Raw genomic sequence first — 24,247 nt, forward strand, 5'->3', positions numbered from 1 at the left:
TGTTCATGGCTCATTCGAGCACCAAAATGAACAGTCCATGGCACGAAAAGCAAGATTTTACCTAGAACCCGCAGATGCCGATTCGCAGGCAAGAATAAGCCTTCGATTCAGTTACCTCGGCAACCGTATAATCTGTAGCACGGCCGAACACGTCAACCCAAAACACTGGAATAAGAAGGATCAACGAGTACAGGATAAATGGTGTGAGCGGCACATTGAGTACCTGGAGGTCAACCGGGTGCTTGATGATCTAGATCAGTTTATACGGAGGACCTACCACGAGCACCGAAGGAGTCACCGATTACAGGACCTCACTCCAGACACCTTGAAGGCTTTGTTACGTGAGCGAATCTATGGAACCCAGTTTGCCCCAGCTGCCCCTAGTGGCCTGATCGTAGATTACTACCGCGACCACCACGATCAGAGATGTGCCTCTGGTATACTCAGCCGAGAGACGATGAACAGCGACGCCGTAGCCCTAGACTGGTTCCTGCGATTTGCCGAGGACCGCAAGCGGCCAATCTATTTCCGGGACGTCAATCTGGCGCTCTTTGAATCCTACCGTGATTTCTTCTGGAATTTACCGCGGGAGCGCACTGACTCAACGATCCATAAGATGCTGCGAAAGTTCAAGCAGGTATGTATCCACGCAGCGGCTCATGGCCACAACATGGGTTGTGACGTGAGGGCCATCCAGTTAAAGACCCATCTGCGCCTTTCCGCTCAAGCCATGGACACGATCGCTTTGTACGAGGAGGAACTGCAACACCTTGCCGCTTTCGACTGGCCCGGTCACATCGACCATATGCAAGCTCGCGACCTATTCATCGCTGGTTGTTGCACAGGTCTGCGCGTCAACCGTTGGCCTCAGATAGGTGCCGCCAACATTATCGAGCGGAATGGGCAGCGGATGTTGAGCCTATTCACACAAAAGGGCATACGTAAGAAGGTTGTTATTCCCTTGCGCCCCATGCTGGAGCGAATCGGTGAACGCTACAATTGGAAGCTGCCGAAGCATAGCCCTACAATGATTAACCGCTACATTAAAGAGGTCTGTGAAGCAGCGGGCATGACCGAAACTATCGAGTTAGCGCGAAATGTCCGCGGGCGTTCCGTCCTGCAACGATTTCGGAAGTTCGAGCTGATCACTACCCATACCGCTCGGCGCAGCTTTGCTACTAACGCCCATGCTGCTGGCATCCATCTCGATGATATACAAGCTATGACTGGACATTCGGACAGGAAAACGCTCCTACACTACATTAAAGAGGATGCCGAGCGTCGAGCTTCGCGGCTAAAAGCCCTTCCATATTACAACCAACCTGATGCCACACCTGCCAAAAGCCCGCCGCCGTCGCTATCTGCCTGAGCGTAAGCGTGAACCAACCGGCGATCAACGCTTCTACAACAGCACCGCCTGGCGAAAGACCAGCCGCTCGGTACGTCAGCGTCAGCCACTTTGTGAAGTGTGTACGGCGATCGACCAGGTTGCGGTAGCAGATGTAACTGATCACATCATCGCTCGTGAGGATGGAGGTGCAGACTACGATCCCCGAAACCTCATGGCCATGTGCGCCTACCACCACAACCGCAAGAGCGCACTGGAGGGACAAGGGCTGGAGCTGGATTCGAAGCGCACCATGAGCGGTCGCGTGCCGGTCGATCGTGACGAGGTGATCAAAGTGCTCACTTAAAGGCAAAATGAATGTGTATACGCCCGATGACTACAATATAATATTGTGTATTTAAGACGAGAGGTTAATAAAATTTTGTTTGCTTACGGGGGGGGGAGGGTCGAAACAAAAGGCTTTCCAGAGCTTTATCCCCCGCCTAACCGTCCCCACACACGCGGCGAAAAAATTGTAAAAAGTTGAAACCCCATGCCTGACCAAAAACCCACCCTCCCCCCGAGCCCGGAGGAGATCGCCGAAGCCATCCGCAAACGCGCCGCCAAGGAGGTCCGGGCCGTGAAGACCTACCTGCGAAAGTGCAACGGACTGGAGAAAGTCGACGCCTCAACGCTGGAGCGCTTCGCCCTGGCGGTGGCGGAGTTCGAGCACTTCACCGAGTACCTGCAGCGCAAGGGATATACCCGCGTGGACAAAAACGGGGACCCCCGCCGGCGGCCGGAGGTGTTCCTGCGCAAGGACGCCGACGAGGCCATCAGCCGCTACGCCAAGCTGCTCGGCATTGATCGCAACTTTCGTGAGAAGGGCAGGGGGGAATCGCTGGCCAAGGGCCGCCGGCCGGTGGATAAAATCGGTCGCCTGCGTAAAGTGTCCTAATGCCCTCGGCCGTCCCCGCCTGGATACACTACATGGAGGACGTTCTGACCGGACGTCGTCTGGCCGGGCGACTGGAACGGCTCTCCGTGGAGCGCTGCGTGCGCATGGCGATGGACGATCGGTTCACGTTTGACTTTGCCGAGGCGGCCCGGGTCATCGAGATCTTCGGATACTTCCGGCACACCAAGGGTAAGTACGCCGGGAAGCTCTTTGAGTTGATGCCGTGGCAGGAGTATTTCCTGGCCATGCTCTACGGCATGAAAAAGACGGGTACTGACCTACGGACGTTCCGCAAGGGGCTGCTCTGCGTCCCCAAAAAGAATGGTAAGTCCGAATTCGCCGGAGCGATCGGTGTGCTGATGACCTTCTTCGAGAACGAGGAGGGGGCCGAATGCTACTCGGCGGCCAACAAGCTGGACCAGGCGGTCTACAGCTGGGAGGCGGGCATGAAGATCCTCAAACGGCTGCGCCACGAGAGCGAAAGCATCAATCAGGACCTGGCACTCTACAATTCGACCAACAACCGTAACCTGATCAATCTGGCCAACGATAGTTTCTTCCGGCCCATTAGTTCGGACTCCAAAACCCTGGACGGAGTAAATCCCCACCTGGCGCTGATCGATGAATACCACGAGGCCAAAGATTCAAGTATTCCCGACAACATGGAATCCGGTAGCGTTGCGCGCGAGCAACCCCTCCTGCTCTATACCACCACCCGCGGGTTCAACCCCCTGGGACCTCTATACCAGTTCGAGCAAAGCTGTATCCGGATCCTCGAGGGAGATCAGGAGGACTTTACCCTGCTGCCGATGATCTATACCCTGGACGAGGGAGATGACTGGGAGGACGAAGGCGTTTGGGAAAAAGCAAACCCCGGCCTGGGCCGTACCCCGACCCTCGACGGCCTGCAAACGATGTACACCAAGGCCCGTAACGAAGGTTCCACGGCCGAGATCAACTTTAAGACTAAAAACCTCAACCTGTGGGCGACAGTCGAAGAGCGTTGGATCAAGCATTCCGACTTCATCAGCGGATGCAGCCGGTGGGATCCGGCGGAGCTGGCGGGCTTGCGCTGCTTTGGAGGCCTTGACCTGGGAAAGACCCGTGACTTCACGGCCATTGCCTACCTGTTCCCTCCCCAGGCTCACTTTGATCGTTACCGGGTGCTGATGCGCTACTTTCTTCCGGAGGAAAGTGCCGAGGAACTGATTCGTAAGGACATGGTACCCTACTTCGACTGGCAGTCAAAGGGCTACATCACCCTCACCCCCGGAAACGTCATCGATCTGGACTACATCTTCTCGGTCATTCTGCAGGATCACGCTCTGTTCGACCTGAAGGGGATGTCCTACGATCCCTGGAATGCCACGCATCTGGCGACGAAGCTCACTGCCGAGGAGGTCCGGATGAACGAATTCAGGCAGAATACGGGCACCTTCAACGAGCCGATCACCAAGATGGAGAATGTTATTCTTACCGGTGAGCTCGATCACGCATACAATCCGGTATTGGGCTGGAATTTTGGTAACGTGGTGCTGTACCGCGATCCCAACGGCAACGTAAAGTTTGACAAGAATCGCTCCCGCTCGAAAATCGACGGGGCAGTGGCTTTAGCAGAGGCATTTGGCGAATACCTCGATTTCAAACTGGAGGAGACTCCTGAATTCACCATATCATGGATGTGATCACCCACCTTACCGCCAAAGAACGCGCTGCCGTCAAGTATGCCCTCGACCTACACGGTACGGACGCCTACTTCGTCCGCTACTATAAACTACTGAGCGGCCCCGTCACCGCGGAGGAAGCCTACCAGGAGCTGGAAGCCGAACTGGTGGACCTCACCGGGCGCCGGCGCTACCAGGACTATCAATCCTTCCGCAAGAAGCGCTGGCAGTACTGTACCCGGCTGTCTACGCGCAAATAATCTGACTACCGTCTAAACTCGGTCAACGGAGTTGACGCGATCGACGGCCCGCCCGGCGGATTTTTGGGCCATGACCGCCACGGTAAACAAGGTTGGAGTACTGAAGCGCCTGGAATCCGCCTTTTTGCCGTCCGCCTGGACCGCCGAGGGGAGAACCTCCGTAGCTACGACCGCCGCCGCGCCTACCCGTGCGACGGAGCGTCGGTCCACAGGGCTACCAACGGAACTAAAGGGCAATATGGACGGCCCCACCGTGGCGATGCTGCTGAAGGGTTGGGGCTTTGACGTCAGCCAGGTCACCGAATCCACCGCCCAGTCGATCCCGGCCTTTAATCGGGCCATTGAGGTCGTTGCCAGCCAGATCGCCAGCCTGCCGGTCGGGGTGTTCGTTGACACCGAGGACGGCGGTAACCGCGCGGCCGTGGAACACCCGCTGCACGATATGCTGCAGTTCCGGGTGCACCCCCTGGTAAATTCATACGACTTTCGGGCGGCCGTAGTCCGTCAACTATTTCTGAAGGGCGAGTGCTTTGTCATCATGCGCTACGCCGGCGGCGACTTGCGGCGGCTGGAGATGCCGACCATCCGGCCGGAGGTTGTTGAGGGGCGCGGCGGCAAATTCCACTACGTATTTGAGGGAGAGGCGGTCGACTCCGCCAACGTGCTTCACTTCAAGATCAACAGCGCGGACGGCGTGCGGGGGCAGGGGAGTGTTGCCCTGTTTCGGGCCACCTTTGAGCGCATCCTGGCCGAGATCGAGCTCGGCCGCGTCTACTTCACCAACGCCGGCCAGGTGAGCGGCCTGCTGGTGCCCGACCAGCCCATGAACCCAAAGCAGGCCGAACAGGCCATGGCCGTCTGGAACGGCCAGAACGTGGGCAAGGAAAAGACCGGAAAGATCGGCATGCTTCCCCACGGCTTCAAGTACCTGAAGATCGGCTCGACGATGAGCGATAACCAGATGGCCGAAGCCCGCAAGGCCACCATTCAGGACATTGCCAACATCACCGGGGTGGACGCCCTGCTGCTCGGCAGCCTCGAGGGCAGCACCTTCAACAACGTCGAGGAGAGCAACCGCAAGTTCGTGCAGTTCACTCTGCGGCCTATCATCAAGCTCATCGAGGATGAGATGAATTCGAAGTGCTTTTCCACCGAGGAGCGCCGCACCCACTACGTCCGCTTCAACGTGGACGGTCTGCTCCGTGGTGATACGAAGAGCCGCGGCACCTTCTACGCCGTCATGCGCAACGTCGGCGCAATGAGCCCCAACGAAATCCGGGCCCTGGAGAACATGGCCCCCTACGAAGGCGGCGATCGCTACGACATGCCTCTGGCCTCCAATGTGAAACCCGAAAACGAAAAACCCATTGGTCAAGATCAATAACCCCATCGAGCACCGCCACTTCGAAGTGGACACGCGCGCCGAGCCCGCCGCCGACGGACGTACGATCTCGGGCTACGCCGCGGTGTTTTCCGAAGTGGCCGAGATCTCCGGCTGGTTTCACGAACGCATCGAACCGGGTGCCTTCGACGGCTGCGATATGTCGGACGTCCGTGCCCTGTTCAACCACGACGCGAACCACGTCCTGGCGCGCTCCAAGTCCCGTACGCTGACCCTTGAAGTGGACAGCCGCGGACTGAAGTACACCTTCACCGCGCCCGAAACCACGATCGGTAACGATGTGCTGGAGATGATTCGCCGCGGTGACATCTCCCAATCCTCCTTTGCCTTTCGCGTGAAGGAAACCAGCTGGGTCGACAACTACAACGGCCAGAACGTCGACCTGCGCAAGATCCTCAAGATCGAGGTGGTGCGCGACGTCAGCCCGGTCACCTATCCGGCCTACGACATCACCACCGTGGACGCCCGCTCCGCACCGACCGGCGACGCCGCACCCGCGGACCCGCCCCGCCCCGAAACACCCAAAACCGTCTTCAGCGAGCGCTTTGCCGAGGACATCAAATTCTTTACCACCCGGCTCTAAGCCGACAACCCATTTCTACTATGACCAAGAGTCAGGAATTGCGGCAGAAGGCCGCTCAGAAGAACAAGGCCTTCGGGGCCCTCCTCCAAAAGGTAGCCGACGAAGGCCGCTCCTACACCGAGGACGAGCAGAAGCAGGCCGATACGCTGCGCTCCGAAATCGAGGACCTCGAAAAGCGTGCCACGGACCTCGAGTTCGTCGAAAAGCGTGATGCGGACGCCGCCGCTGCCGCCGCCGCCGCCGCCCGCAACGTAGCCACGCAGGCCGGCGGTAACCCTTCCGACCGGGGGGAAGCCCGCGAGCAGGATCAGAAGGTGCGCGAGTACCGCTTCACGTCCGCCCTGCGCTCCTTACTACGTAACGAACCCCTCTCGGGCGTAGAGAAGGAGATGCAGGAAGAGGCCCGCTCCGAGGCCGCCAAGTTCGGCCACTCGGTACAGGGTGCGGCCGTTCCCAGCTTCTTTCTGGAAGCACGCGCCACGGCGACCACCGTCAGTGCCCCCAGCGCCGGGGTTACGGTTGACCGCCGCCTTACGGGGCTGGTGGAGCAGTTGCGCCCCGAGCCCATGGTGGAACGCATGGGCGCCAACGTCATTACCGGCCTGACCGGGAACCTCGAGGTACTGCGCCAGACCGGCGCTACGGTAGCCAGCTGGGCCGGGGAGATCGATCCGGCCCCCGAAACCACGCCCGCCTTCGGCAGCTTCACGCTGAGCCCGAAGCGGCTTACCGCCTACACCGAAGCCAGCCGCCTGCTGCTGCTGCAGTCGAGCCTCCCGCTCGGCTACGAGAACTTCCTGCGCCGCGACCTGCGCATCGCCAATGAGCTGGCCCTCGATAAGGCCCTCATCGACGGTAGCGGTACGGGCGCCGTACCCCAGGGTATCCTCAATACCCCCGGCATTGGCTCCGTCGCCGGAGGCGCCAACGGGGCGGCCCTCGATCGGATCCACCTACTGGCCCTCGTGGCCGCGGTGGTCGACCTGGATGCCGGCACCGACACCATGGCTTTCCTGACCAACACCAAGGCCAAGGCCAAACTGATGGCCACCAAGCTGGACGCCGGCAGCGGCCGCTTCCTGATGGAGGACGGTCAGGGTACCCTGCTCGGTTACCGCGCCGGTTTCTCCAACCAGGTGCCTTCCGACCTGACCAAGGGCACCGGCACCGACCTGTCGGCGGTCATCTTCGGCGACTTCCGCCAGCTGATGGTTGGCCAGTGGGGTGGTCTCGACCTGGTGGTCGACCCCTACACCAAGGCGCGCAACGCTACGGTGGCGCTTACCATCAACTCCTTCTGGGATGCCGCCGTGCGCCAGCCCGCCGCCTTTGCCGCGATGAAGGACGCCATCACCACCCTCTCGTAACCCCAGTTTAGCCCGCTGGTGAGTCCACCGGCGGGCTAAAACGCAGTAATCATCAGACATGAAAAAAGTAATTTTCACCAAAAGCCCCACGTGCGAGCCCTGGAAACTGGCCTACGACGAGGGCGACACCGCTACCCTGAAAAACGACGTGGCCGACGACCTGATCCGGGCCAAATTCGCCGTCGACTTCGAGGACGAGTCGGCCGCCGTAGCCTCCACCGTTCCCGCCGAGATCGGTCCCGAAGCCGAGGCCGCCGCTGAGGAACGCGCTCAGGCCATCGCCGACGCCGAAGTGGGCAAGGAAACTCTGGCCGAAGCCCACCGCGCCGACGTGCAAGCCGCCGCAAAGGATGCCGGCTTGCAGGAGCGCAAGATTCAGGAGGCCAAGAAGGAAGCCGAAATCGAAAAGGCCGAGCTCAACGTCAATGATGACGAGCAGGCCATTACTCCCGACCCCAAGACCGCCACTAAGAAGTCGGGCGGTAAGAAGTCGTCCAAGAAGTAAGCCCCCGCCATGGCCACCGTAATCACTCCACCCGCTTTCGAGCCGGTAACCGTGCAGGAAGCCAAGCGCTGGCTGCGCGTGGACCACAGCGAAGATGACGCGCTGATCGGCTCGCTCATCCGCGCGGCCCGGGAGTGGGTGGAGCATTACACGAATACGGCTTTCGCGCAGCGAACGCTTGAGGTGACCGGCTACCGGATGGTGTATGGTGCCGGACCGGGCATCGGGCCCATCGAGGAGGTTGTCAGTGTCACCGTCGGCGATACTACTCTTGCTCCTGCGGATTACTACCTCAGCCAGACCTACCCCTACGATACAGTACTGCTGCACGCCCGCGCCACGGATGTGCTGACCGTTCGGGTGAAGGTAGGGGAGGCTACCGTAGCCGACGACGTACCCGACGTGGTGAAGGTGGCCATGCAGCTCATCATCACCGAGAATTACGAAAAGCGCACCGACCGCATCCGCAAAATGCCCACCGCCGCCGAAAACCTCCTAAATCCGGTGCGCAGATGGGTTTGATCGGACAAATGCGGCACCGGGTAACTATCCAGCCCCTCACCGTCTCCCGCGGAGAACTAGGGGCCCAGGTGGACACCTACGCCACGGGCGGTCGTACCGTGTGGGCAGCCGTAAACTACAAGACCGCCGGCAGCGATGAGCGGCAGGCGGGTAAACAGGTGGTTGCGCGTACCCGCATCGAGGTGATCGTGCGCCGCGAGAGCGGACCGGTGCGGACCTCGGACCGGCTGCACTTCGACGGTGACGTACTGCAGGTCGATAGTGTGCTGCGCACCGGGGAACGACTCGAATACCTGCTCATCGAATGTCACCAGGTGGGCGAGCAAAAAGTAGGCAGCTGATGGGACGCGGACAACTCAGCAACGCACGCCTGATCAACCGCGAGATCGACGCCTGGATCGGTAAGGTCGAGGACTCCGTCAAGGACTTTGATCGCCGCGACCGTAAGCGCATCCTCTACAAAGGAGCGCAGCCCCTCGTGCGGGCGGCCCGTAAGCTGGCTCCCAAATCAGCCCGGGCTCACTACCGGCGGAACAAGGGGGACAAGGAACCCATCAAATACAACCCCGGAAACGTCCGGCGGGCCATCAAGCGGCTTGACCTGCGGCGCAGCAAGGATGCTTACGTCGGCGTTCAGAACCGACGCAAGAAGGTGCGGGAGTACGGCGGCCCCGGCCAGCCCGTGGACCCCTACTACGCCGCCATGATCTACGGCAGTGCCGCGGCCTTTAAGCGGCGGGTACTGACCCCGGCCGTAGTGAGCACCCGGCAGCAGATCGTGGGGGAGGTCAAAAAGGCTTCCCTGACGGCCATCAAGAAAAACGCCCGCCGACAAGGCATCAGTACCGGCGCCTGAGTATGAACGCTGAATACGCCATACACGACCTGCTGAGCGAGCGCACCGAGCTCACCGCCCTGGTGGCCGATCGGATCTACCCGGTCATGCTCCCGCAAAACGTTGCGGTGCCGGCCGTGCTGATCAATCAGCTCTCCGAGCGGCAGGTGATCGGCAAGGACGGACCGGTCGCCAGCGGCTGGGAATTCCAGATCGACATCATGGCCCTGGATTACCCCACGGTGCGCCAGATCGCCCGCGAGGTAAAGCAGGCCCTCAATTGGCAGACCCGGGAGCTCGACACGGGCCAAACCGTGCGCACCGTGTTCGACGACGAGAGCGACGCGGCCTTCGAGCCGGAACAAAAATATTACCAAATCGTGCAGGAATACCGCGCGCGAAAACTCTAATCATTCCCTAAAACCCTTGCATCATGGCCTCCACTGGCGTCATCAACGGTACCAACTTCCGGCTCTACGTCGACGGCAAGCCCCTCGGCCACGCCACCTCCTGCACGATCTCCTTTTCCATGGAAACCCGGGAAACGGTGGATAAGGACAGCGTGGGTGGTTACGCCAGCGCCGAAGCCGGTAAGCGGTCCTACTCCATCTCCTTCGAGGGCTTCCTCTCCGAGGACACCACCCTCAACACCGTAGCGGTGAACAGCGTAGCCGGACTGCTGGCTGTCTTTAACTCTGACGCCAAGTTCGCCTGGCGCGCCACCACCGATGTGGTCGGCGACGTGCTGTTGAGCGGCAGCGGCCTGATGTCCGATTTCTCCCTGACGGCCCCCGTCGAGGAAAACGGCACGATCTCCGGCACCATCACCGGCGTTGGCGCTCCGACCATCGGCGCGGTACCCGTATAGACCGTAAATCCTCACCACCAACGACAAACACAGCAGTAGTATGGCTAATAAAGCTAAACCCAATACCCTCCAGATCGCCGGCCAGGACTGGCCCGTCCGGTGGGATTTCACCGCCATCAAGCGCACGCTACCCCTGGCGGGCCTGAGTCGCATGAGTGAGGCCGATCGGATCGGGGATGAACTGCCCTTCGAGGCGGTCCCCACCTTCATCCGGAATTTGATCCGCTCCGGATTGAGCCGGGCCAAGGACGACCGCGAGGCTCCCACGGTGGAGCAGATCGAGGAGGCCCTCAACGATGACCTCACCCTGACCGGACGCGCCTTTCAGGCCGTAGCCGGCGACTCGTCCGGAAGCCAGCCAGCCGACACCGGGGGAAAGAAGAAGCCGAGGACCCCCAAGCCGTAGCCCTGGGAGTTCTCGGCCTTTCCCTCGACGATTACGAACGCCTGACGCCCGCCGAGCTGGCCGCCGCCCTTCGGGCCCGGCAGCGCAACGAGCGACAGGAGTGGGAGCGGCTCAGAATGCTGATGTACGCGGTACTGGCCCCCTACCAGAAAAGCGGGGCCAAATTCAAACCCACGGACGTGCTCCGGCTCCCGTGGGACACCAATTACCCCGGTCAGGACGCGACGCCAGCTCCCGCCCTGACCGCCGAAGACTTAAAAAAGCGCGCCGCCCTCTTCGCCAAGTGGGACGCCGAGATGAAAAATGGCCAGTAGTGATCTCAAAGTACGGTTAGGGGCGGATCTGTCCGCCCTGGCGAACTCCCTCAAGGGAGCGGAAAACCAGCTTAAGCGCTTCGGGTATAAGGCCGAGCGCCTGGGCCGCGATCTGACCACGCGCGTCTCGCTACCGATCCTGGGCATCGGGGCGGCCGCGGTGTCCACCTTCGCCGGTTTCGACAAGGCCGAAAAGGGCCTGGCCGTCTTCGCCGGCTCGACCGAGCAGGGCGCCAAGCAGCTCGCCCAACTGCTCAACGTTGTCAAGGACACGCGCACTACCCTCGACCTGAAGGTGGCCAGTGACGCCAGCCTGAAACTGCAGGCCGTGGGTCAGAGTGCCGCCCAGGCCCAGGAGACCGTCAAACAGCTTGGTATCGCGGCGACGGTCTCCGGATCCAGCATCGACGACGTGGGGGGCGTGGTGCGCCAGTTCTCCCAGATCATCGGCAAGGGGAAGATCGAACAGGAGGACCTCAACAGTATCCTGGACCGGATGCCGGCCCTGGCCAAGGTTATTAAGGACGAATTTGGGGCCAGTACGGCCGAGGAGATCCGCGGCACGGGCATCGCCATGCAGACCTTCGTGAGCCGGCTTATCGCGGCCATCGACGCCAACGAGGACTTTCAGAACGTGCAGGGGGGTATCACCAAGGCCCTGGACTCCTTCGGCGTGGAACTGCAGGTGGCCGGTAAGGAGCTCGGCGAGGTAATCACCAAGACCTTCAACCTGGAGGAGAACCTGGGTAGGCTGGCCGGATTCATCAGCCGCAGCGTGGCGGCCTTTAAGAGCCTCAGCCCCGCCATGCAAAAGACCGTGATCGTCGGAGCCAGCGCCGCGGCGGCCATCGGGCCCCTGACCTTTGGTCTCGGAGCGGCGGCACGGACCGTACCGCTGCTGACTTCGGGATTTAAACTGCTGGCCGGCCCCCTGGGCTCAATGTCCAAACTGGCGCTCACCTTCGGTAAGAGCATCGGCTCGGCCTTCACCATCTTCGTAAAGGGAAGCGCCATCGTGCGCGCCACGACACTACTGGGAGGACTCACCAAGGTGCTCGGCCTACTAAAGATCGGTCTGGGAGCTTTGCTATCCCCGATCGGCATAACGGTGGCCGTCGTCGGCTCCCTCGTGGCCGGCTTCGTGCTGGCCTACAAACGCAGCGAGTTCTTCCGTGGGCAGATTGCCCGGCTGGGGAAGCAGTTGGAGCCAGTTATCGACCTCATTAAGGACCTGGCCGGAAAGGTCTTGGGAAGCCTGGGGATAAAAGCGAAGTCTGTAGGCGATGCGTTTCTCTCAGTATTCGGTGCGGTCGGTGCATCGATATCCTTCATAATTGAGGCGGTGGATGGTTTCACTAAAAACCTCGGACTCCTCGGTAAGGCTTTGGGTAGCTACGCCAAGCTGGACTTTACCGCGGGCGATGCCTTTTTGGACGCCACGTCCTTTTCTAGAATTGGTGGTCGTGCCGCCCAGGCTTTCCGGACAACGTTCGATCAAATTACGGCCGAGCCGGTCAAGGTGGGGGGAGCCAAGGGTGAGGAAGTAGTCGTCGTCGAGGATCCTGTCATACCATCCGGTAACGGCGACAAAAAGCAGGTGAACAACGCCCGCCGGGTCCGCCTGCTCGGCGACAATACGCCATCCCTGAGCAAGGGAGACCGGGAGGCGCTGAGCAAGATGTTTACCGACTTGGTGGCCACCCGGCGTGAAGCTACTTTTTTGCAAGAACAGCTGGACGGACTGCAGGTCAATCCTGATTTAGACGCGCAGCCCATCAATTCCATGAAGTCATTGCTTGCCTCCCTAGGCACGGAGATCCAGGAGAACCTGGGCACGGCCTTTGCCGAAGTGGATATAAAGGCCCAACTGTTTGGCAGCTCTTTCGATGCATTGTCAGAGAAGATCAACCTCACGAAGGACGCCATAATTGAGGCTCTAGAAGAGGGGCTCCAGCCAACCGACGATGTAGTAGCTGCCCTCATTGAAAGACTACAGCAGCTGCAAGAAGAGCAAGACGAAACCACCGAAAAGTTTGGGGAAATGTCATCGGCGCTTGAGGCCCTCGAGCAGGTGTCGAGCTCGGCCTTCGACCAGGTAGCCAAAGCGATGAACGACGGGGCCAGCGCCGTGAAGGCGTTCGGCGCTACGGTCGTAGCCTCCATTCGTGACGCCATTGCCGCCGAAATTAAGCTGGCCGTGGCCACCCAGGTGGCCAGCGCCCTCAAGAGCGTACCCTTTCCCTTTAACGTCGGCCTGGCCGCCGGTGCGGGCGCCGCCGCGGGGGCTCTGTTCACCACGGCCATTAATGCGCTCAAAATCCCGGCCCTGGCCGCCGGCGGTATCACCACCGGACCCACCCTGGCCCTGATCGGCGAGGCGGGCCAGGAGGCGGTAATCCCCCTGGACAAGCTGAACGACATCCTCGGCAACCGGGGCGGGGACGCGGGAGCCGGCCTCGGGGGAAGCGTGGAATTCATCATCCGTGGCGATAACCTGGTGGGGGTCCTTGACCGGGCCCGACCCGCCTACAATCGTTCGTTCTAGTGGCTAGCCTGCTCCATAGTACCGGCTACACCCTGGCGGGCGACAAGTTCGACGTCTACCTCGACCGGGGGGAGCCCGGGGGCATCCCTCTGGACATCAAGTGCCGGAGCCTGCGCCGGACGTACCGATCGGCGGGAGACAACGCCAACTCTACACTGCTGGCCTCCAAACTCAGCGTCACCTTCTACGTGACCACCCAAGCCCAGAAAGATGCCCTCTTTCAGTTGACCGAGGCCTCGGAACTGGAATTCTGCCTCCGGCTGCTGCTCAACGACCAACTGGAGTGGGCGGGTTTCGTGCTCATGGATTTGGTGAGCGTGGAGTTCGGCGTAGATCGCTATGACTTCACGGTGGCCGCAACGGACGGCCTGGCCAGGCTCAAGGAAATCGACTACGACCCGAAGGGGATCGAGGGCTTTGATCACTACCTGGCCCACCTGTACCGCATCTTTACCGAGATGCCCCTGGCGCGCTACTTCGGCCCCGGGCAGGTGTTCCTGTCGGTACACTCCACGCTGTGGCCGGATCAGCTCACGCCGGCCCTGGGGGTGGCCCAGCTGGAGCTCCTGCGCATCAACATCAAAGCCCTGCGCACCGTCGACGCTAAGGGAGAGATCAAGTACCGCACCTTCTACCAGGTACTCGAGGAGCTCCTGCGGATGCTCGGTGCCCGGCTGACCTTCGCGGGCGGACGCTACTACCTGGTGGAGACGGTCGACTACAGCCGCCAGGACCAGGTACTCTCCTGGCACGACTACGACGCCTGGGGCCAGCACCTCGACGGTCGCACCCCGGTAGGCTGGTACGAGCTGTCTACCGAGATCAACGGTAGCGATTCTACGGCCCTGGCCGGCGGCAACATTACTTTCCTGCCACCGCTCAAGGGCGTAACGGCGACCTACCGTCACTTCAGCCGGCAGAACCTGCTGCCGGGGGAGAATGGGACGTGGGGACGGCTATCGGCGCCCGTCAGGAAGGTTCGCAACTTCCGGGCCAGCGAAGGCGCCGGGCAACTGCTGCTCTCCGGTAAAGTTTCCATAAAGTACACGCCGCAGGCCAGCGTGACGATTCCGCTTCCGGGAAAGTCGGCACTGCTGCGACTGGCCGTCCGTATGGCGATTGCCGAGGACGACGACGCGAACAACGGAGATGGCCTGGCCCGCGAGGTGATCATCACTGCCGCCGGGGCGACGTACAAAGCCGAGGAATGGAAGCCGGGCGGCATGAGTAACGCCTGCTATTTCGTGTTCAGCATGCCCCCGCTGCAGTTCTCTTCCGGTACTACCGTGTCATTCAATATCACGACGCCGGTCGTTCCCCGGTCGGGCACTCTGTACTTTTCCATTTCCGGTGAAGGACTTTATCAAGATGCTGCCCCGATAGATCCGGCCGCGGTAGACTACACGGTCTCCAATCTTTTCCTGGAAAGCCTGCTCACTGGATCTATTGACGATCAGTACAACGAAACCGTCTTCGAGGTCGCCAATCAAAGCGAGTACCGCAATAGTGCAGCTTTGGAAACGGTACACCTCTTCGGCGACGGACCCGGCGACAACACCTTCGGGCGTATCGAATCGCTTTCGGGGGAGGACAACTTCGGTCAGCCAATTTATGAATTGACCAGCGGCTGGCGGCGCTGGGACAACCAGTACTATCTCGACCGGGACAGCATCGGTAGTCTGGCGCATACGGAACTCTGTGCCTGGATGGCGCTGGGCCTGCAGCGCGTACAGCGCGAGCGCCTGGACATCTCGGTACGCACTACCGGCTATGCCCCCCACATGCTCCTGGTTTACGACTCAAAGGTGTACCTCTGCGAGGACGGCGAGCAGGACGTGCTGCGCGACGAGTGGCGCGGATCCTGGCTGCACATTTCCTTTCGCCCGCCGCCGCCGCCGGAGCCCCCGCGCAAACGCGAGGATATCGGATCAAAGGATCCCCTCGACATCTCCAGACCGGAACTGCCCCTGCCGGGTAGCGTAGGACGACCGGGTACCGGTGGTGGAGGGGGTGAACGCGAAGCGGAGCGGGGAGCCGCCGACCTGGGGATCAAGCGTACGCAGCTCAACTCACTTCCTACCGTCCTCACCCGTGAGGTCGTCGTGGGGCTGCCCGAGGAGGAGCCGACGACCGTGCGCAAGATCAATTTGGGGCGCCCCCCGTCCGAACTGCCCATCTACCGCGATCAGCGACTTTTTCTGACCGACCCGGCCACGGGGGCCAAAAAGACCGTGCGGGCGCGCTTCGACTACGAGCTGGGCGTGGAGACCGACGCTGGAGATCCGGATGCACGCCCCTACTACGAAGCCGACGGCACGCTGCGCTTTTTAAAGCAGTCGGGCGGAGATCTCGAGGTAGAGGATGAGGACGGAGAGCCCATCGTGCTTCCGGCCGGCAGCTACGTGCAGTACGACCCCGGCTTCGTACTGCAGAGCGTCAATGCCCTGCGCGCGGCGCCCTTCACCGCCGTGGTGGCCGGCTACGACACTCCGCTGTTCGAGGGGTACCTCGACTGGTTCTGGTACCCCACCGCCCTGGAGGGCCACGAGCTGCGCGGGGTGACCTTTTCCCTGGTGCGCAACCCGACGGCCGCCGCCGTTAAGATCAACCTCAAATACTTCGACGACGGAGAGGAGCGCTACACGGTAGCCACCTACCAGGGAAGCGGTCGCGGGGGTCACGTAGCCGTGAGGGGGATCATCCGCGGGGGCTACTACCGCCTTCAGGTGGAGCGCATCGACGGGGACTCGCCCCGCGGCTTGCAACTAACTATTGATACCGTAAGACGTCTGAAATTATGAATTTACGCAACCTGCTCGCCTCGCTTTTCCTTCTGACCCTTTCGGTCACGGCCTACGGTCAGGTCCCCGCCGTGGACGATCCCAAGGATGAGGATGCGATCTATTCCTACAGCCGCGGATTCCCCACGGTGCTGCGCCTGGACACCATGCGCGCCTATATGGCCCCGGAGGTCGATACCGGACTGATACGCACCTACATTCCCGGTGTCAACCCCGTGCCTGCCGCCGATCGCTTCAAGTTCATCCGAGCAGCCGACAGCCTCATCTACTACATCGATGCCGGCCGGCGGGGCCTTCGCATGACCGGATCCACGGCCGCCAACGAGGAAGCCATCATCCGGCGGGTGAGCGACAGCATTCAGCTGGTGCGCAACCTGATTCCCGTAGTTCCCGATAGCATCGTGTTACAGTCTAAACTAGACAGTGCCATCAACACCCGGGTGACGGAGGGAGTGGTTCGCGTCATCGCCCGCGACAGCGCCCTGGCTGCCGAGCAACGCGGCAGAGCCTACGCCGCCCAGGAGGCCCTCACGGCCCGCGACAGCGCCGCGCGCTATACCGACAGCCTCTTCGCGCTGATCGACACGACGTCCCTCGGCGGTGCTAGTCAGACATACGCCGATTCGGTGGCCCTGGCTGCGGAGCGCAGAGCGCAAGATTCCCTCGCGGTAGAAAAGCAGCGACTACAGCAGCAGATCGCCACCGCGGCTGCGGGGGAGTACTTCGTGATCACTGCATCCTACCTGGCGGGCCTGCCGAACGCGCCGAAGGAGGTCTACGTAAATAACGGAGTCACCTTCACCGCCAACACGACCATTGCCGACTCGGTGAAGCTGCGCTTCGGTCCGTCCGGCTATTTAACGGTAACTGCTGGCTCCATCGTCACGCTGGGGCGGGAGTACGAGGCTCCGGCCTACCAGTGGATCTTTCGCGGCAACGGCCGCTACCTGCAGAAGAAGCTCTCGGTGTACCTCACCTGGTTTGGTGCTACGGCGGACGGTGTAGTCGACGTAGCCGATCGGTGGGCGGTCATCAGCGGTGGTACGGCCGCGAACCCCTTTAAGCACGCGGTGCGTCAGGCGAAGTACGCGATGGACGGGCAGCGCGACTGGGAGATTCGCGTCCCGGCCGGTCTCTACATTGGAAATGATGCCAGCCAGGCGGTTCGCTCCGCCTACGCCGGCGGCACGTCGGAAGTGTACTACCGCGAAAACGAAGGCAGCCTAAGTGCCTACGAGCGGCTGTACAACAATGGAGTAACCACTTACGAAGTGGTAGATAACGGCGGCTTCATCCTGGAGGACGGTGCCGTGGTTGTGCCCCCGAACAACCCCGCGAACACGACCTACTGGGCCGTGGACCTGGGCCTCGGCTACCGCGATACGAACTGGGACTACGACCTGGTGGACGTGGCCACTTACGACACCACTTCGGCCACCCTGAATTCCCGGGTATTCCAACTCAAGACCGCCGCGGATGCAGCGGTGTGGGTCGGGCGGCGTAAAGCCTTTTTGTCCGGCGGGGCCAGCTACGGAGATCAGCAGCACGGGGAGCAGTTGCTCATCGATTCCGTCGTGGGGCTAAACGTCCACCTGAACCAGCCCCTGGCCCTGGACTACTTCCCCAGCCGCAACAGCCACTACGGGGATCTCAACGCCAGTTTCACGCAGCCAGCCGTAGGGTCTAACGTGCAGGTGAACCTCTCCAAGTCCCCGCCGGTGGGCCCGAAGGGGAAGTACTTCAGCATTGGCAACGACCTCTACGAGCTGATTAGCAGCGACGGCGGAACGCTGTACACCATCCGAAACATCGGCAAAGGGAATAAGGCTGCGGGAACGGTGATCCCCACGGGTACAAAGGCGTACTTCCGACGGGTACTTATTCACACGCCCGGGGCACCGGAAAACTTTTACGTTCGGGGGTCGGGACCCGGGTCCATCATGGTCGGGCGTCGGGACCTGATCCGGTCATCGAACTTGTTCAATTCGACCGTGGAGAATATGACCCTGGTCTACGCCAAGCAGGGCACGGACGTGAACGGCCTGTGGCTGAACGCTGACGGCTACCGGGGCCTCAACCTGCGCAACCTGATCGTCTATTCGGTCAGTGGCCGCACCGAGGTAGGCCAGGCCGCCCGGTCCGGCACGGGCTTGCTCATCGAGAACGTCCAGTTTAGGGACATCTCCTTGGAGCTCACCGAATTTTCGAAGCTATCCACCCTGCGAGGTGTGGTGTTCGACGTGGACACTATTCGGGCTCCGTTCAAGCCGAAGTATAAGAATGCGGCGCTCCACGTTGGCGCCACGACCGCCGCTACCGTTCTTGAAGACGTCACGTTCAACGTGTCGAACTGCGACAACGCGATCGGTAACAGCGACATCGGTGAGTACGGTGCTACGAGTGGGGGCGGGATCCTCACGAGCGGTGTCCTCATGCGGCTGCACAACGTACAGACGGGCGTAAACGTCGGACCCGCCGGGGCGGACCTGCGCGGCATATCGATGTCCGGAAACGTCCGCGACCTCTTCGGTTCGGTGGGTGGTTCCCCGAAAGCGGGCACGGGATCCACTACTGGCATGTCTTACGGCAGCACGGGAGTAGTATGGAGCCGCGGCGGGCCTACGAACGTGGGTCTCGACTTCGTTGGGAACTTCGACCGCGTGTTTGGGAACTACTCTTCGTACGCGGTGGGTACCGTGAACGCTTCGCGCATCAAGTCCTACAACGGCGCCAACATTCCCAGTAACTTCTCTCAAGACTACGGCATCGTATTTCACCGCGACGGATTTACGGGCAAGCCTCTGCGTATTCAGCTCACGGCCAACTTGGCGAACTTCCCCCTGGGCCTTGATTCGGAGATCAAGTACCCAGGCAACCTCAGCGGCCCTAATGACTACATCCGGATCAACTGTACGCAGTGCCCGATCTACAACACCAACGAGACCTACACCGGCATCACGAAGGATACCACCATCTGCGTGGGGGGTGGGTGTACTTCCCAGGGAGCTATTCAGACGGAGAACACGACGGATGAAATCCAGATCCCCATTCCTACGCCGGACGGTAGTGGCTTCTATCTGCAGGGGCGCGAGGACGTCATCGTTCCATTCCCCACCGGCTCCGCCACGGACCCCTGCGAGGGAGCCATAGAAGCCTACAGCGACGAAGAAGCCGCTGCCCTCGGTGTGCCGATCGGTGGCTTCTACCGCGTGAAACCCCGAAACGATACCGGTCTACCCGCCGGATACTGTGCCATCAGAAAACAATGATCATGAGACTATTATTCGTCCTTCTAATTTTCACGGCCGGTCTCTCGGCTCAGGTATCTATCCGCGTTGATCAGGCGCTCGATCAGTGCGTCCCAAAGGGACAGGGATTTGCGACACTGGTGGTTTCCGCCAGTGGTGGAACGGCCCCGTACTACTTCGAGCTGAAGGCTGCGAGTGGTGAGTCCGTCCCCGTGCTGGACACGTCTGCTGTCGACGACGAGCTCGTCACCTTCAATGTCCTCGGTGGCTCCCGCTACGTGGTGGCCGTCGCGGATGCGGTGGGGGCCCGGGACACGACCGCCCCCGTTTTCCTGAAGTTCGACGCTACGCCGCCCACGGTCAGCCTGCTTTCCATAACCTACCCGACCTCGACCGCCAGCCTGGACGGGGAGCTCGTGGCGCTGGTGAAGGATTCGCGAGGTGTAGTCCGGTCGCTAACCGATGGCGGCTCAATCACCTGGTCTACGGGGTCGAGTGGCTTCTCCAGTGGGCCCATTTCGGCGGGTACCTATTCTTACACTTACACCAGCCGCGGGGGCTGCACGGCGATCCTCGACACGACGATCGTCGCGAAGGCATCCGCGCCAGTGACATTGGACTCTATCGTATCGAACCCGGGCCTCGGGCGCATCTCCGGGAATCCCAATAACATCCCCCTTCTCCAAAACCAACCGGCAACCAGTGAACAGTACTGGACGGTGACGGACCTGTACGGTGTTCGCTGGGAGTACAACCCCGACCGGGACAGTCTGCCCTGGCAGCCGGACCTTGCTAGTGGCGCAGTGGCTCCACCCCGCTCGGCCACGGAAAGCCAGGCGCTGTCCCTCGCAACCGAAATTGCCAACGTGGACACATCCGGAACGAGAAGCCTCGCCTCGCGCGTAGACTTGCTCGTCCGGGAACTTTCACTGCGCGAGGTGGATTCCCCTTCCGCTATGGTCGGGCGGTTCTACCCCAGGGGAGTGCTGCTGCGCACCAGGGGGTATTACGCGCCAGGCGACGGAGGGCGCGCGACCTACGTAGTCCAAAAGGACAGCCTCGCCGGGTACCCCGTGGATAGTGTAGCGGTCATTCCAGTGATTGGGGGCTACGCCATTCTCCAATTCGCCAACGGCGTGGCGAACGTCCAGGCATTCGGCGCCAAGGACCGCGCGAATTACTTCGTCCGCAAGAACCCGATCGCTCCACCCGCACCGACCGCAGCCGATTTTTCCGATGACGCGTTTCGCCGAGCAATTGCGTTTCTCAATGCACAAACCAAGCTGAATACGAAAACGAACCCAAGGGTTCTAGTCTACGACGGCCAGTACTACATAAACGATCTGGAGATACGCCCCGCAAACGGCGTAGAGATCCACGCGGTCGGCACCAGTATGCTTCACGTAGCGGGGAACCAGGACGTCTTCGTATTCGATGGACATGTATCGATGACCCACACGGTGCGCCTTTCCAGGAAGACCTGGATCGGCACCACCACGAGTGAGTGGTATCCGACGGGCAATAACCTTACCCCACTGGACACCACCTCGACGGGGGTTCGTATCGCCAACTCCCGGAACAGCTTTTTCTACGTGACCGCCATGAAGTTCGTCGATGGAATTCTCCTGCAGGGCGATGGGGACGGCAACGTCAATAATGTGATCTACGGGCAAGAAGTCTTTAACAATAGATACAACTACCACATCTTGAACGTGAACGGGGGGTGGAGCAACAGTAACACCTTCATTGGCGGGCGGGCCAATGGGACTGGTCTCGTCGGACGGAATTACGCAGTAGACATTGACTGCGCGTACCTGAAAAATAACTCGGGAGATAACAATACGTTTGTCAATCTCAACTTCGAGGGGTCGACCAACTACAAGTATGCCGTGTACAATGATGGGCCGTACAACGTGTTTTTGAACTGCCGGCTTGAAGGAGTGCGGGCAAAACAGCTCTACTTCACCGAGAACAGCAAGGGAAGCAGCATTAGCGGCTACGGCCTCATAAATATTGAAACCCTCGTCCCGCTCGGCGTTTACTATTCTACATCGGGCAGCGCCGCTACGATCCCAACCCATCCTGATGGATCCACGATCTTTGGGTCCATTTGGGAGGATAGAAGTTTTATCCCCACAATCAATGCAGCCGGCTCTACCCACCTCCCAGGTGCCGATTACTTCTCGTCGCAGGGTGAGAATACCAGTTTAAAGGTTGAGTCCCAGTCGAACACCGACGCCTCCTCCCTGGCCCGCTTCCTGCGGGACGAGAAGGATGTTTTCCGCATCAGCGCGGCGGGTACCATCGACTACTTTGGCCCCGCCGGTCTATCCATGAAAGCGCGTGCCGAGCGCAAGGGCTCCTACGATACGATCACGTACAGCGCGGGCGCCTGGCTTGCCACCGAGAAGTTTGTGGAATCGGGCGGGAATGTGTACATGGCCCGAAATACCTTCCGTGCCGATGGTGTAATCGATAATGATTTAGCCAGCGGGAACTTGGTACTGGTTTCGGGGGAAACCCAGCCAGCGTTTTCCTTCCGTGATAATGGAGCAGACACAGAGCAGCTTGGCGGCGTGCCTCACCCGACCAGTGGAGTCGTGCAGCCGCCCGTGCTCGTGGACGGCATAGCGTTCGAGGTCGAATCAGTGGTGTCGACCGCAGCCACCACCGCTTCGGTGAACGTGGCGGAAAAAAGCATAATCGTGGTGAACCACACGCTCGCGAACTCGGAATGTAGCGTTACGCTCGACGCCTCCAATGTGCCGAATGGATCTATGTTCGCGCTTACGACTGGCGTAGATAATGGATCCACGATTCGCGTGGCGGCGGCGGGGGTTGTAAAGGCGCTGGATGGCGGCACAGAGGTTGTCGTAGGACACCGGGAAATTGTTTGGTTCGTAAAGCTGTCGAACATCGTGCAGGAGATCTCTCGAACCTGGAATGGCATCCGTCGGGTAGGGACTACCGCCCAGCGACCTGTACTCTCCGCGCGCCGTGATGGGTGGCAGTATTACGACACCGACTTGCGCGCCACCATCATTTGGGATGGAAGTGCCTGGCTCACACCAGACTACGCAAAAAGCTCTCACGCCAATCCGTACGGAGGAACGAATACTTTATCGGCCGCGATAGACTCCACTGCTCTGGAAGCCATGGAGAATGCTTCCCGAATCACCTCCGCGGAATCATCGCTGGTCTCGATTACCGAGTCGAATCAGCTCATCGAGATCGTGGTGCCTGCTGACAGCACCTTCGTAGATGTTCCTCTGCCGGTCGCTCAGCCCGATACGAACTACCGACCGGTCATTTCGTCTCCGAATTTCTTTCTCGGAAATTATTCCATCACGAACGTAACGGCATCCAGTTTCCGGGTTAACCACACCAACCCCGCGCCATCCGACGGCAGCGGAAGGTATTACTATATCCTGCGGCGCATTAAGCCCTAGTACCCCTACCCATGCTCCCCTCCGAAACCCTCCGTCTTAAAGTCATCGTGGAAGCCGTACAAACCGGCCTCGGCGTGCTCAGCGCCATCAAGAAGCTCCTTTCCAGCACCGCCGAGGGCCGTGCCGCCCGGCGGGCCGCACGGCTGGACCGTGACATCGAGAAAGCCCCGGCAAAGTATCAGAAGTGGGAGCGCAAAAAAGAGATCACGCCAGCGGGCTACGACTGGCTGATGGCCCAACTGGCACTGCGCAAGGTCTGGGAGGATCCTCCAACCCCGGAGTATCTGGCCAGGGCGATCCGGATGCAGGAAGAGGAGTAATCTCGGTCAACGGAGTTGACGCGATCGGCGCCGGAGTAGTCGGACATTGTGGATATTGCTACATGTCGGGGCAACCTACAATTCAAAGACTTTATTCATGGCCAAACTGACCGCATCCATCACGAGAAGTGAAGTTCATTCCTCCTACGACATTTCACTGTCCGATCCCCAAGTTGTCCGTATTCAACAGGGTGTTCCCTCCAGACCGCAAGATGAGAAGGACAATGTAGCCTTCACAATCCGGGCAGGTGAACACACTATAGACGTCGCACTGGAGATGGATCAAGCCAAAAGCCTCTACGAGGGACTTGCGCTGATCTTTGCTAAGTAAAGAAACTCGGTCAACGGAGTTGACGCAACGGGCGGGCGCACGGTCGGAACTTGCAGTCACGAACCCGTAACAGCATGCTGAACCCCGCCATCATCTACTGCGCCATCCAGTACGCCGGGATTACCGAGGTACAGGGCCCAAAGTCCGACCCAACAATTCTCCGGTGGATCAATCGGTTTATGCCAGACTGGACGGATGATTCCAGCCTGGCCTGGTGCTCGATCTTCGCCAACATCGTTGCCGATGAAGTGGGAGCCGAAACCACCCTGCAGTTGAACCCAATGGTTGCCAAGGACTGGCGCCACGTCGGCGAGCCGGTAGCGCTGGACGACCTGCAACGGGGCGATATCGTCATTTTCCACCGGGGAGAGCCAACCGACTGGCGCGGTCACGTGGCTTTCTTCATGCGCCGCAACGGACCCAACCTCACCGTCTTTGGCGGTAACCAATCCAACGCCGTGAGACAGTCCAATTATCCGGTCTCCCGCTTCATGGCCGGTCGACGGTTACGGATGGACGACGGAGCATACCCCAAGAACTAA

The 24,247-nt window shown here is 60.5% G+C and carries 23 protein-coding genes; all 23 read left to right on the top strand.

All coding sequences use genetic code 11. From position 1 onward, the window contains the following. The first annotated feature begins 37 nt into the window (after positions 1-37). The 23 genes from NMA52_RS14400 (at position 38) to NMA52_RS14510 (ending at position 24,247) form a co-directional block, all read left to right on the top strand. Positions 38-1,369, top strand: a complete 1,332-nt coding sequence (locus tag NMA52_RS14400) for a phage integrase SAM-like domain-containing protein (RefSeq protein WP_254828395.1) — start codon at positions 38-40, stop codon at positions 1,367-1,369. After that, complete coding sequence (locus tag NMA52_RS14405) at positions 1,326-1,694, top strand: HNH endonuclease signature motif containing protein (protein ID WP_254828396.1); 369 nt, start codon at positions 1,326-1,328, stop codon at positions 1,692-1,694. Before NMA52_RS14400 ends, NMA52_RS14405 begins: the two co-directional genes overlap by 44 nt. Positions 1,695-1,880: 186 nt before the next feature. Further along, positions 1,881-2,285, top strand: a complete 405-nt coding sequence (locus NMA52_RS14410) for a P27 family phage terminase small subunit (RefSeq protein ID WP_254828397.1) — start codon at positions 1,881-1,883, stop codon at positions 2,283-2,285. Continuing rightward, entirely contained in the window at positions 2,285-3,970 is a 1,686-nt protein-coding gene (locus NMA52_RS14415; RefSeq protein WP_254828398.1) for a terminase large subunit, read from the top strand. Before NMA52_RS14410 ends, NMA52_RS14415 begins: the two co-directional genes overlap by 1 nt. After that, entirely contained in the window at positions 3,961-4,209 is a 249-nt protein-coding gene (locus NMA52_RS14420) for a hypothetical protein (protein WP_254828399.1), read from the top strand. The genes NMA52_RS14415 and NMA52_RS14420 overlap by 10 nt, the downstream gene beginning before the upstream one ends. 70 nt (positions 4,210-4,279) lie before the next feature. Then, positions 4,280-5,593, top strand: coding sequence for a phage portal protein (locus NMA52_RS14425; protein ID WP_254828400.1), 1,314 nt, complete (start codon positions 4,280-4,282; stop codon positions 5,591-5,593). Further along, on the top strand, positions 5,577-6,194 hold the full coding sequence (locus tag NMA52_RS14430) for an HK97 family phage prohead protease (protein ID WP_254828401.1): 618 nt from the start codon (positions 5,577-5,579) through the stop codon (positions 6,192-6,194). The genes NMA52_RS14425 and NMA52_RS14430 overlap by 17 nt, the downstream gene beginning before the upstream one ends. Positions 6,195-6,214: 20 nt before the next feature. Next, on the top strand, positions 6,215-7,561 hold the full coding sequence (locus tag NMA52_RS14435; RefSeq protein WP_254828402.1) for a phage major capsid protein: 1,347 nt from the start codon (positions 6,215-6,217) through the stop codon (positions 7,559-7,561). A gap of 58 nt (positions 7,562-7,619) precedes the next feature. Then, positions 7,620-8,066 carry a hypothetical protein gene (locus NMA52_RS14440; RefSeq protein ID WP_254828403.1) on the top strand — a complete coding sequence of 149 codons (447 nt, stop codon included), beginning with the start codon at positions 7,620-7,622 and terminating at the stop codon, positions 8,064-8,066. Between the two features lie 9 nt (positions 8,067-8,075). Continuing rightward, positions 8,076-8,588, top strand: coding sequence for a head-tail connector protein (locus NMA52_RS14445; protein ID WP_254828404.1), 513 nt, complete (start codon positions 8,076-8,078; stop codon positions 8,586-8,588). Beyond that, a complete protein-coding gene (locus tag NMA52_RS14450) occupies positions 8,579-8,929 on the top strand; it encodes a head-tail adaptor protein (protein ID WP_254828405.1) in 351 nt (116 codons plus the stop codon). Before NMA52_RS14445 ends, NMA52_RS14450 begins: the two co-directional genes overlap by 10 nt. Then, positions 8,929-9,444 carry a hypothetical protein gene (locus tag NMA52_RS14455; protein ID WP_254828406.1) on the top strand — a complete coding sequence of 172 codons (516 nt, stop codon included), beginning with the start codon at positions 8,929-8,931 and terminating at the stop codon, positions 9,442-9,444. Before NMA52_RS14450 ends, NMA52_RS14455 begins: the two co-directional genes overlap by 1 nt. 2 nt (positions 9,445-9,446) lie before the next feature. Further along, the gene (locus tag NMA52_RS14460) at positions 9,447-9,833 is read left to right on the top strand and encodes a DUF3168 domain-containing protein (protein ID WP_254828407.1); all 387 of its coding nucleotides are present in this window, start codon (positions 9,447-9,449) and stop codon (positions 9,831-9,833) included. Between the two features lie 23 nt (positions 9,834-9,856). Further along, complete coding sequence (locus NMA52_RS14465; RefSeq protein WP_254828408.1) at positions 9,857-10,291, top strand: phage tail tube protein; 435 nt, start codon at positions 9,857-9,859, stop codon at positions 10,289-10,291. Positions 10,292-10,331: 40 nt separating this feature from the next. Next, on the top strand, positions 10,332-10,697 hold the full coding sequence (locus tag NMA52_RS14470) for a hypothetical protein (protein ID WP_254828409.1): 366 nt from the start codon (positions 10,332-10,334) through the stop codon (positions 10,695-10,697). Positions 10,698-10,819: 122 nt separating this feature from the next. Continuing rightward, on the top strand, positions 10,820-11,011 hold the full coding sequence (locus tag NMA52_RS14475) for a hypothetical protein (RefSeq protein WP_254828410.1): 192 nt from the start codon (positions 10,820-10,822) through the stop codon (positions 11,009-11,011). Continuing rightward, on the top strand, positions 11,001-13,556 hold the full coding sequence (locus NMA52_RS14480; protein WP_254828411.1) for a tape measure protein: 2,556 nt from the start codon (positions 11,001-11,003) through the stop codon (positions 13,554-13,556). The genes NMA52_RS14475 and NMA52_RS14480 overlap by 11 nt, the downstream gene beginning before the upstream one ends. Beyond that, positions 13,556-16,357, top strand: a complete 2,802-nt coding sequence (locus tag NMA52_RS14485; RefSeq protein WP_254828412.1) for a hypothetical protein — start codon at positions 13,556-13,558, stop codon at positions 16,355-16,357. Before NMA52_RS14480 ends, NMA52_RS14485 begins: the two co-directional genes overlap by 1 nt. After that, a complete protein-coding gene (locus NMA52_RS14490; RefSeq protein WP_254828413.1) occupies positions 16,354-19,626 on the top strand; it encodes a hypothetical protein in 3,273 nt (1,090 codons plus the stop codon). Before NMA52_RS14485 ends, NMA52_RS14490 begins: the two co-directional genes overlap by 4 nt. Positions 19,627-19,628: 2 nt before the next feature. Next, a complete protein-coding gene (locus NMA52_RS14495; protein WP_254828414.1) occupies positions 19,629-23,054 on the top strand; it encodes a hypothetical protein in 3,426 nt (1,141 codons plus the stop codon). A gap of 11 nt (positions 23,055-23,065) precedes the next feature. Continuing rightward, the gene (locus tag NMA52_RS14500) at positions 23,066-23,374 is read left to right on the top strand and encodes a hypothetical protein (protein ID WP_254828415.1); all 309 of its coding nucleotides are present in this window, start codon (positions 23,066-23,068) and stop codon (positions 23,372-23,374) included. A 97-nt stretch (positions 23,375-23,471) separates the two neighbouring features. Further along, complete coding sequence (locus NMA52_RS14505) at positions 23,472-23,705, top strand: hypothetical protein (RefSeq protein ID WP_254828416.1); 234 nt, start codon at positions 23,472-23,474, stop codon at positions 23,703-23,705. 74 nt (positions 23,706-23,779) lie between these two features. Continuing rightward, positions 23,780-24,247, top strand: coding sequence for a TIGR02594 family protein (locus tag NMA52_RS14510; protein WP_254828417.1), 468 nt, complete (start codon positions 23,780-23,782; stop codon positions 24,245-24,247).

This window comes from Lewinella sp. JB7 (assembly GCF_024297185.1).
Taxonomy (GTDB): domain Bacteria; phylum Bacteroidota; class Bacteroidia; order Chitinophagales; family Saprospiraceae; genus Neolewinella.

What these genes read in the sequence shown, in the direction of transcription:
- NMA52_RS14400 (WP_254828395.1), top strand. Translation starts at nt 38, where the DNA reads ATGGCACGAAAAGCAAGATTTTACCTAGAACCCGCAGATGCCGATTCG.
- NMA52_RS14405 (WP_254828396.1), top strand. Translation starts at nt 1,326, where the DNA reads ATGCCACACCTGCCAAAAGCCCGCCGCCGTCGCTATCTGCCTGAGCGT.
- NMA52_RS14410 (WP_254828397.1), top strand. Translation starts at nt 1,881, where the DNA reads ATGCCTGACCAAAAACCCACCCTCCCCCCGAGCCCGGAGGAGATCGCC.
- NMA52_RS14415 (WP_254828398.1), top strand. Translation starts at nt 2,285, where the DNA reads ATGCCCTCGGCCGTCCCCGCCTGGATACACTACATGGAGGACGTTCTG.
- NMA52_RS14420 (WP_254828399.1), top strand. Translation starts at nt 3,961, where the DNA reads ATGGATGTGATCACCCACCTTACCGCCAAAGAACGCGCTGCCGTCAAG.
- NMA52_RS14425 (WP_254828400.1), top strand. Translation starts at nt 4,280, where the DNA reads ATGACCGCCACGGTAAACAAGGTTGGAGTACTGAAGCGCCTGGAATCC.
- NMA52_RS14435 (WP_254828402.1), top strand. Translation starts at nt 6,215, where the DNA reads ATGACCAAGAGTCAGGAATTGCGGCAGAAGGCCGCTCAGAAGAACAAG.
- NMA52_RS14440 (WP_254828403.1), top strand. Translation starts at nt 7,620, where the DNA reads ATGAAAAAAGTAATTTTCACCAAAAGCCCCACGTGCGAGCCCTGGAAA.
- NMA52_RS14445 (WP_254828404.1), top strand. Translation starts at nt 8,076, where the DNA reads ATGGCCACCGTAATCACTCCACCCGCTTTCGAGCCGGTAACCGTGCAG.
- NMA52_RS14450 (WP_254828405.1), top strand. Translation starts at nt 8,579, where the DNA reads ATGGGTTTGATCGGACAAATGCGGCACCGGGTAACTATCCAGCCCCTC.
- NMA52_RS14455 (WP_254828406.1), top strand. Translation starts at nt 8,929, where the DNA reads ATGGGACGCGGACAACTCAGCAACGCACGCCTGATCAACCGCGAGATC.
- NMA52_RS14460 (WP_254828407.1), top strand. Translation starts at nt 9,447, where the DNA reads ATGAACGCTGAATACGCCATACACGACCTGCTGAGCGAGCGCACCGAG.
- NMA52_RS14465 (WP_254828408.1), top strand. Translation starts at nt 9,857, where the DNA reads ATGGCCTCCACTGGCGTCATCAACGGTACCAACTTCCGGCTCTACGTC.
- NMA52_RS14470 (WP_254828409.1), top strand. Translation starts at nt 10,332, where the DNA reads ATGGCTAATAAAGCTAAACCCAATACCCTCCAGATCGCCGGCCAGGAC.
- NMA52_RS14475 (WP_254828410.1), top strand. Translation starts at nt 10,820, where the DNA reads ATGTACGCGGTACTGGCCCCCTACCAGAAAAGCGGGGCCAAATTCAAA.
- NMA52_RS14480 (WP_254828411.1), top strand. Translation starts at nt 11,001, where the DNA reads ATGGCCAGTAGTGATCTCAAAGTACGGTTAGGGGCGGATCTGTCCGCC.
- NMA52_RS14490 (WP_254828413.1), top strand. Translation starts at nt 16,354, where the DNA reads ATGAATTTACGCAACCTGCTCGCCTCGCTTTTCCTTCTGACCCTTTCG.
- NMA52_RS14495 (WP_254828414.1), top strand. Translation starts at nt 19,629, where the DNA reads ATGAGACTATTATTCGTCCTTCTAATTTTCACGGCCGGTCTCTCGGCT.
- NMA52_RS14500 (WP_254828415.1), top strand. Translation starts at nt 23,066, where the DNA reads ATGCTCCCCTCCGAAACCCTCCGTCTTAAAGTCATCGTGGAAGCCGTA.
- NMA52_RS14505 (WP_254828416.1), top strand. Translation starts at nt 23,472, where the DNA reads ATGGCCAAACTGACCGCATCCATCACGAGAAGTGAAGTTCATTCCTCC.
- NMA52_RS14510 (WP_254828417.1), top strand. Translation starts at nt 23,780, where the DNA reads ATGCTGAACCCCGCCATCATCTACTGCGCCATCCAGTACGCCGGGATT.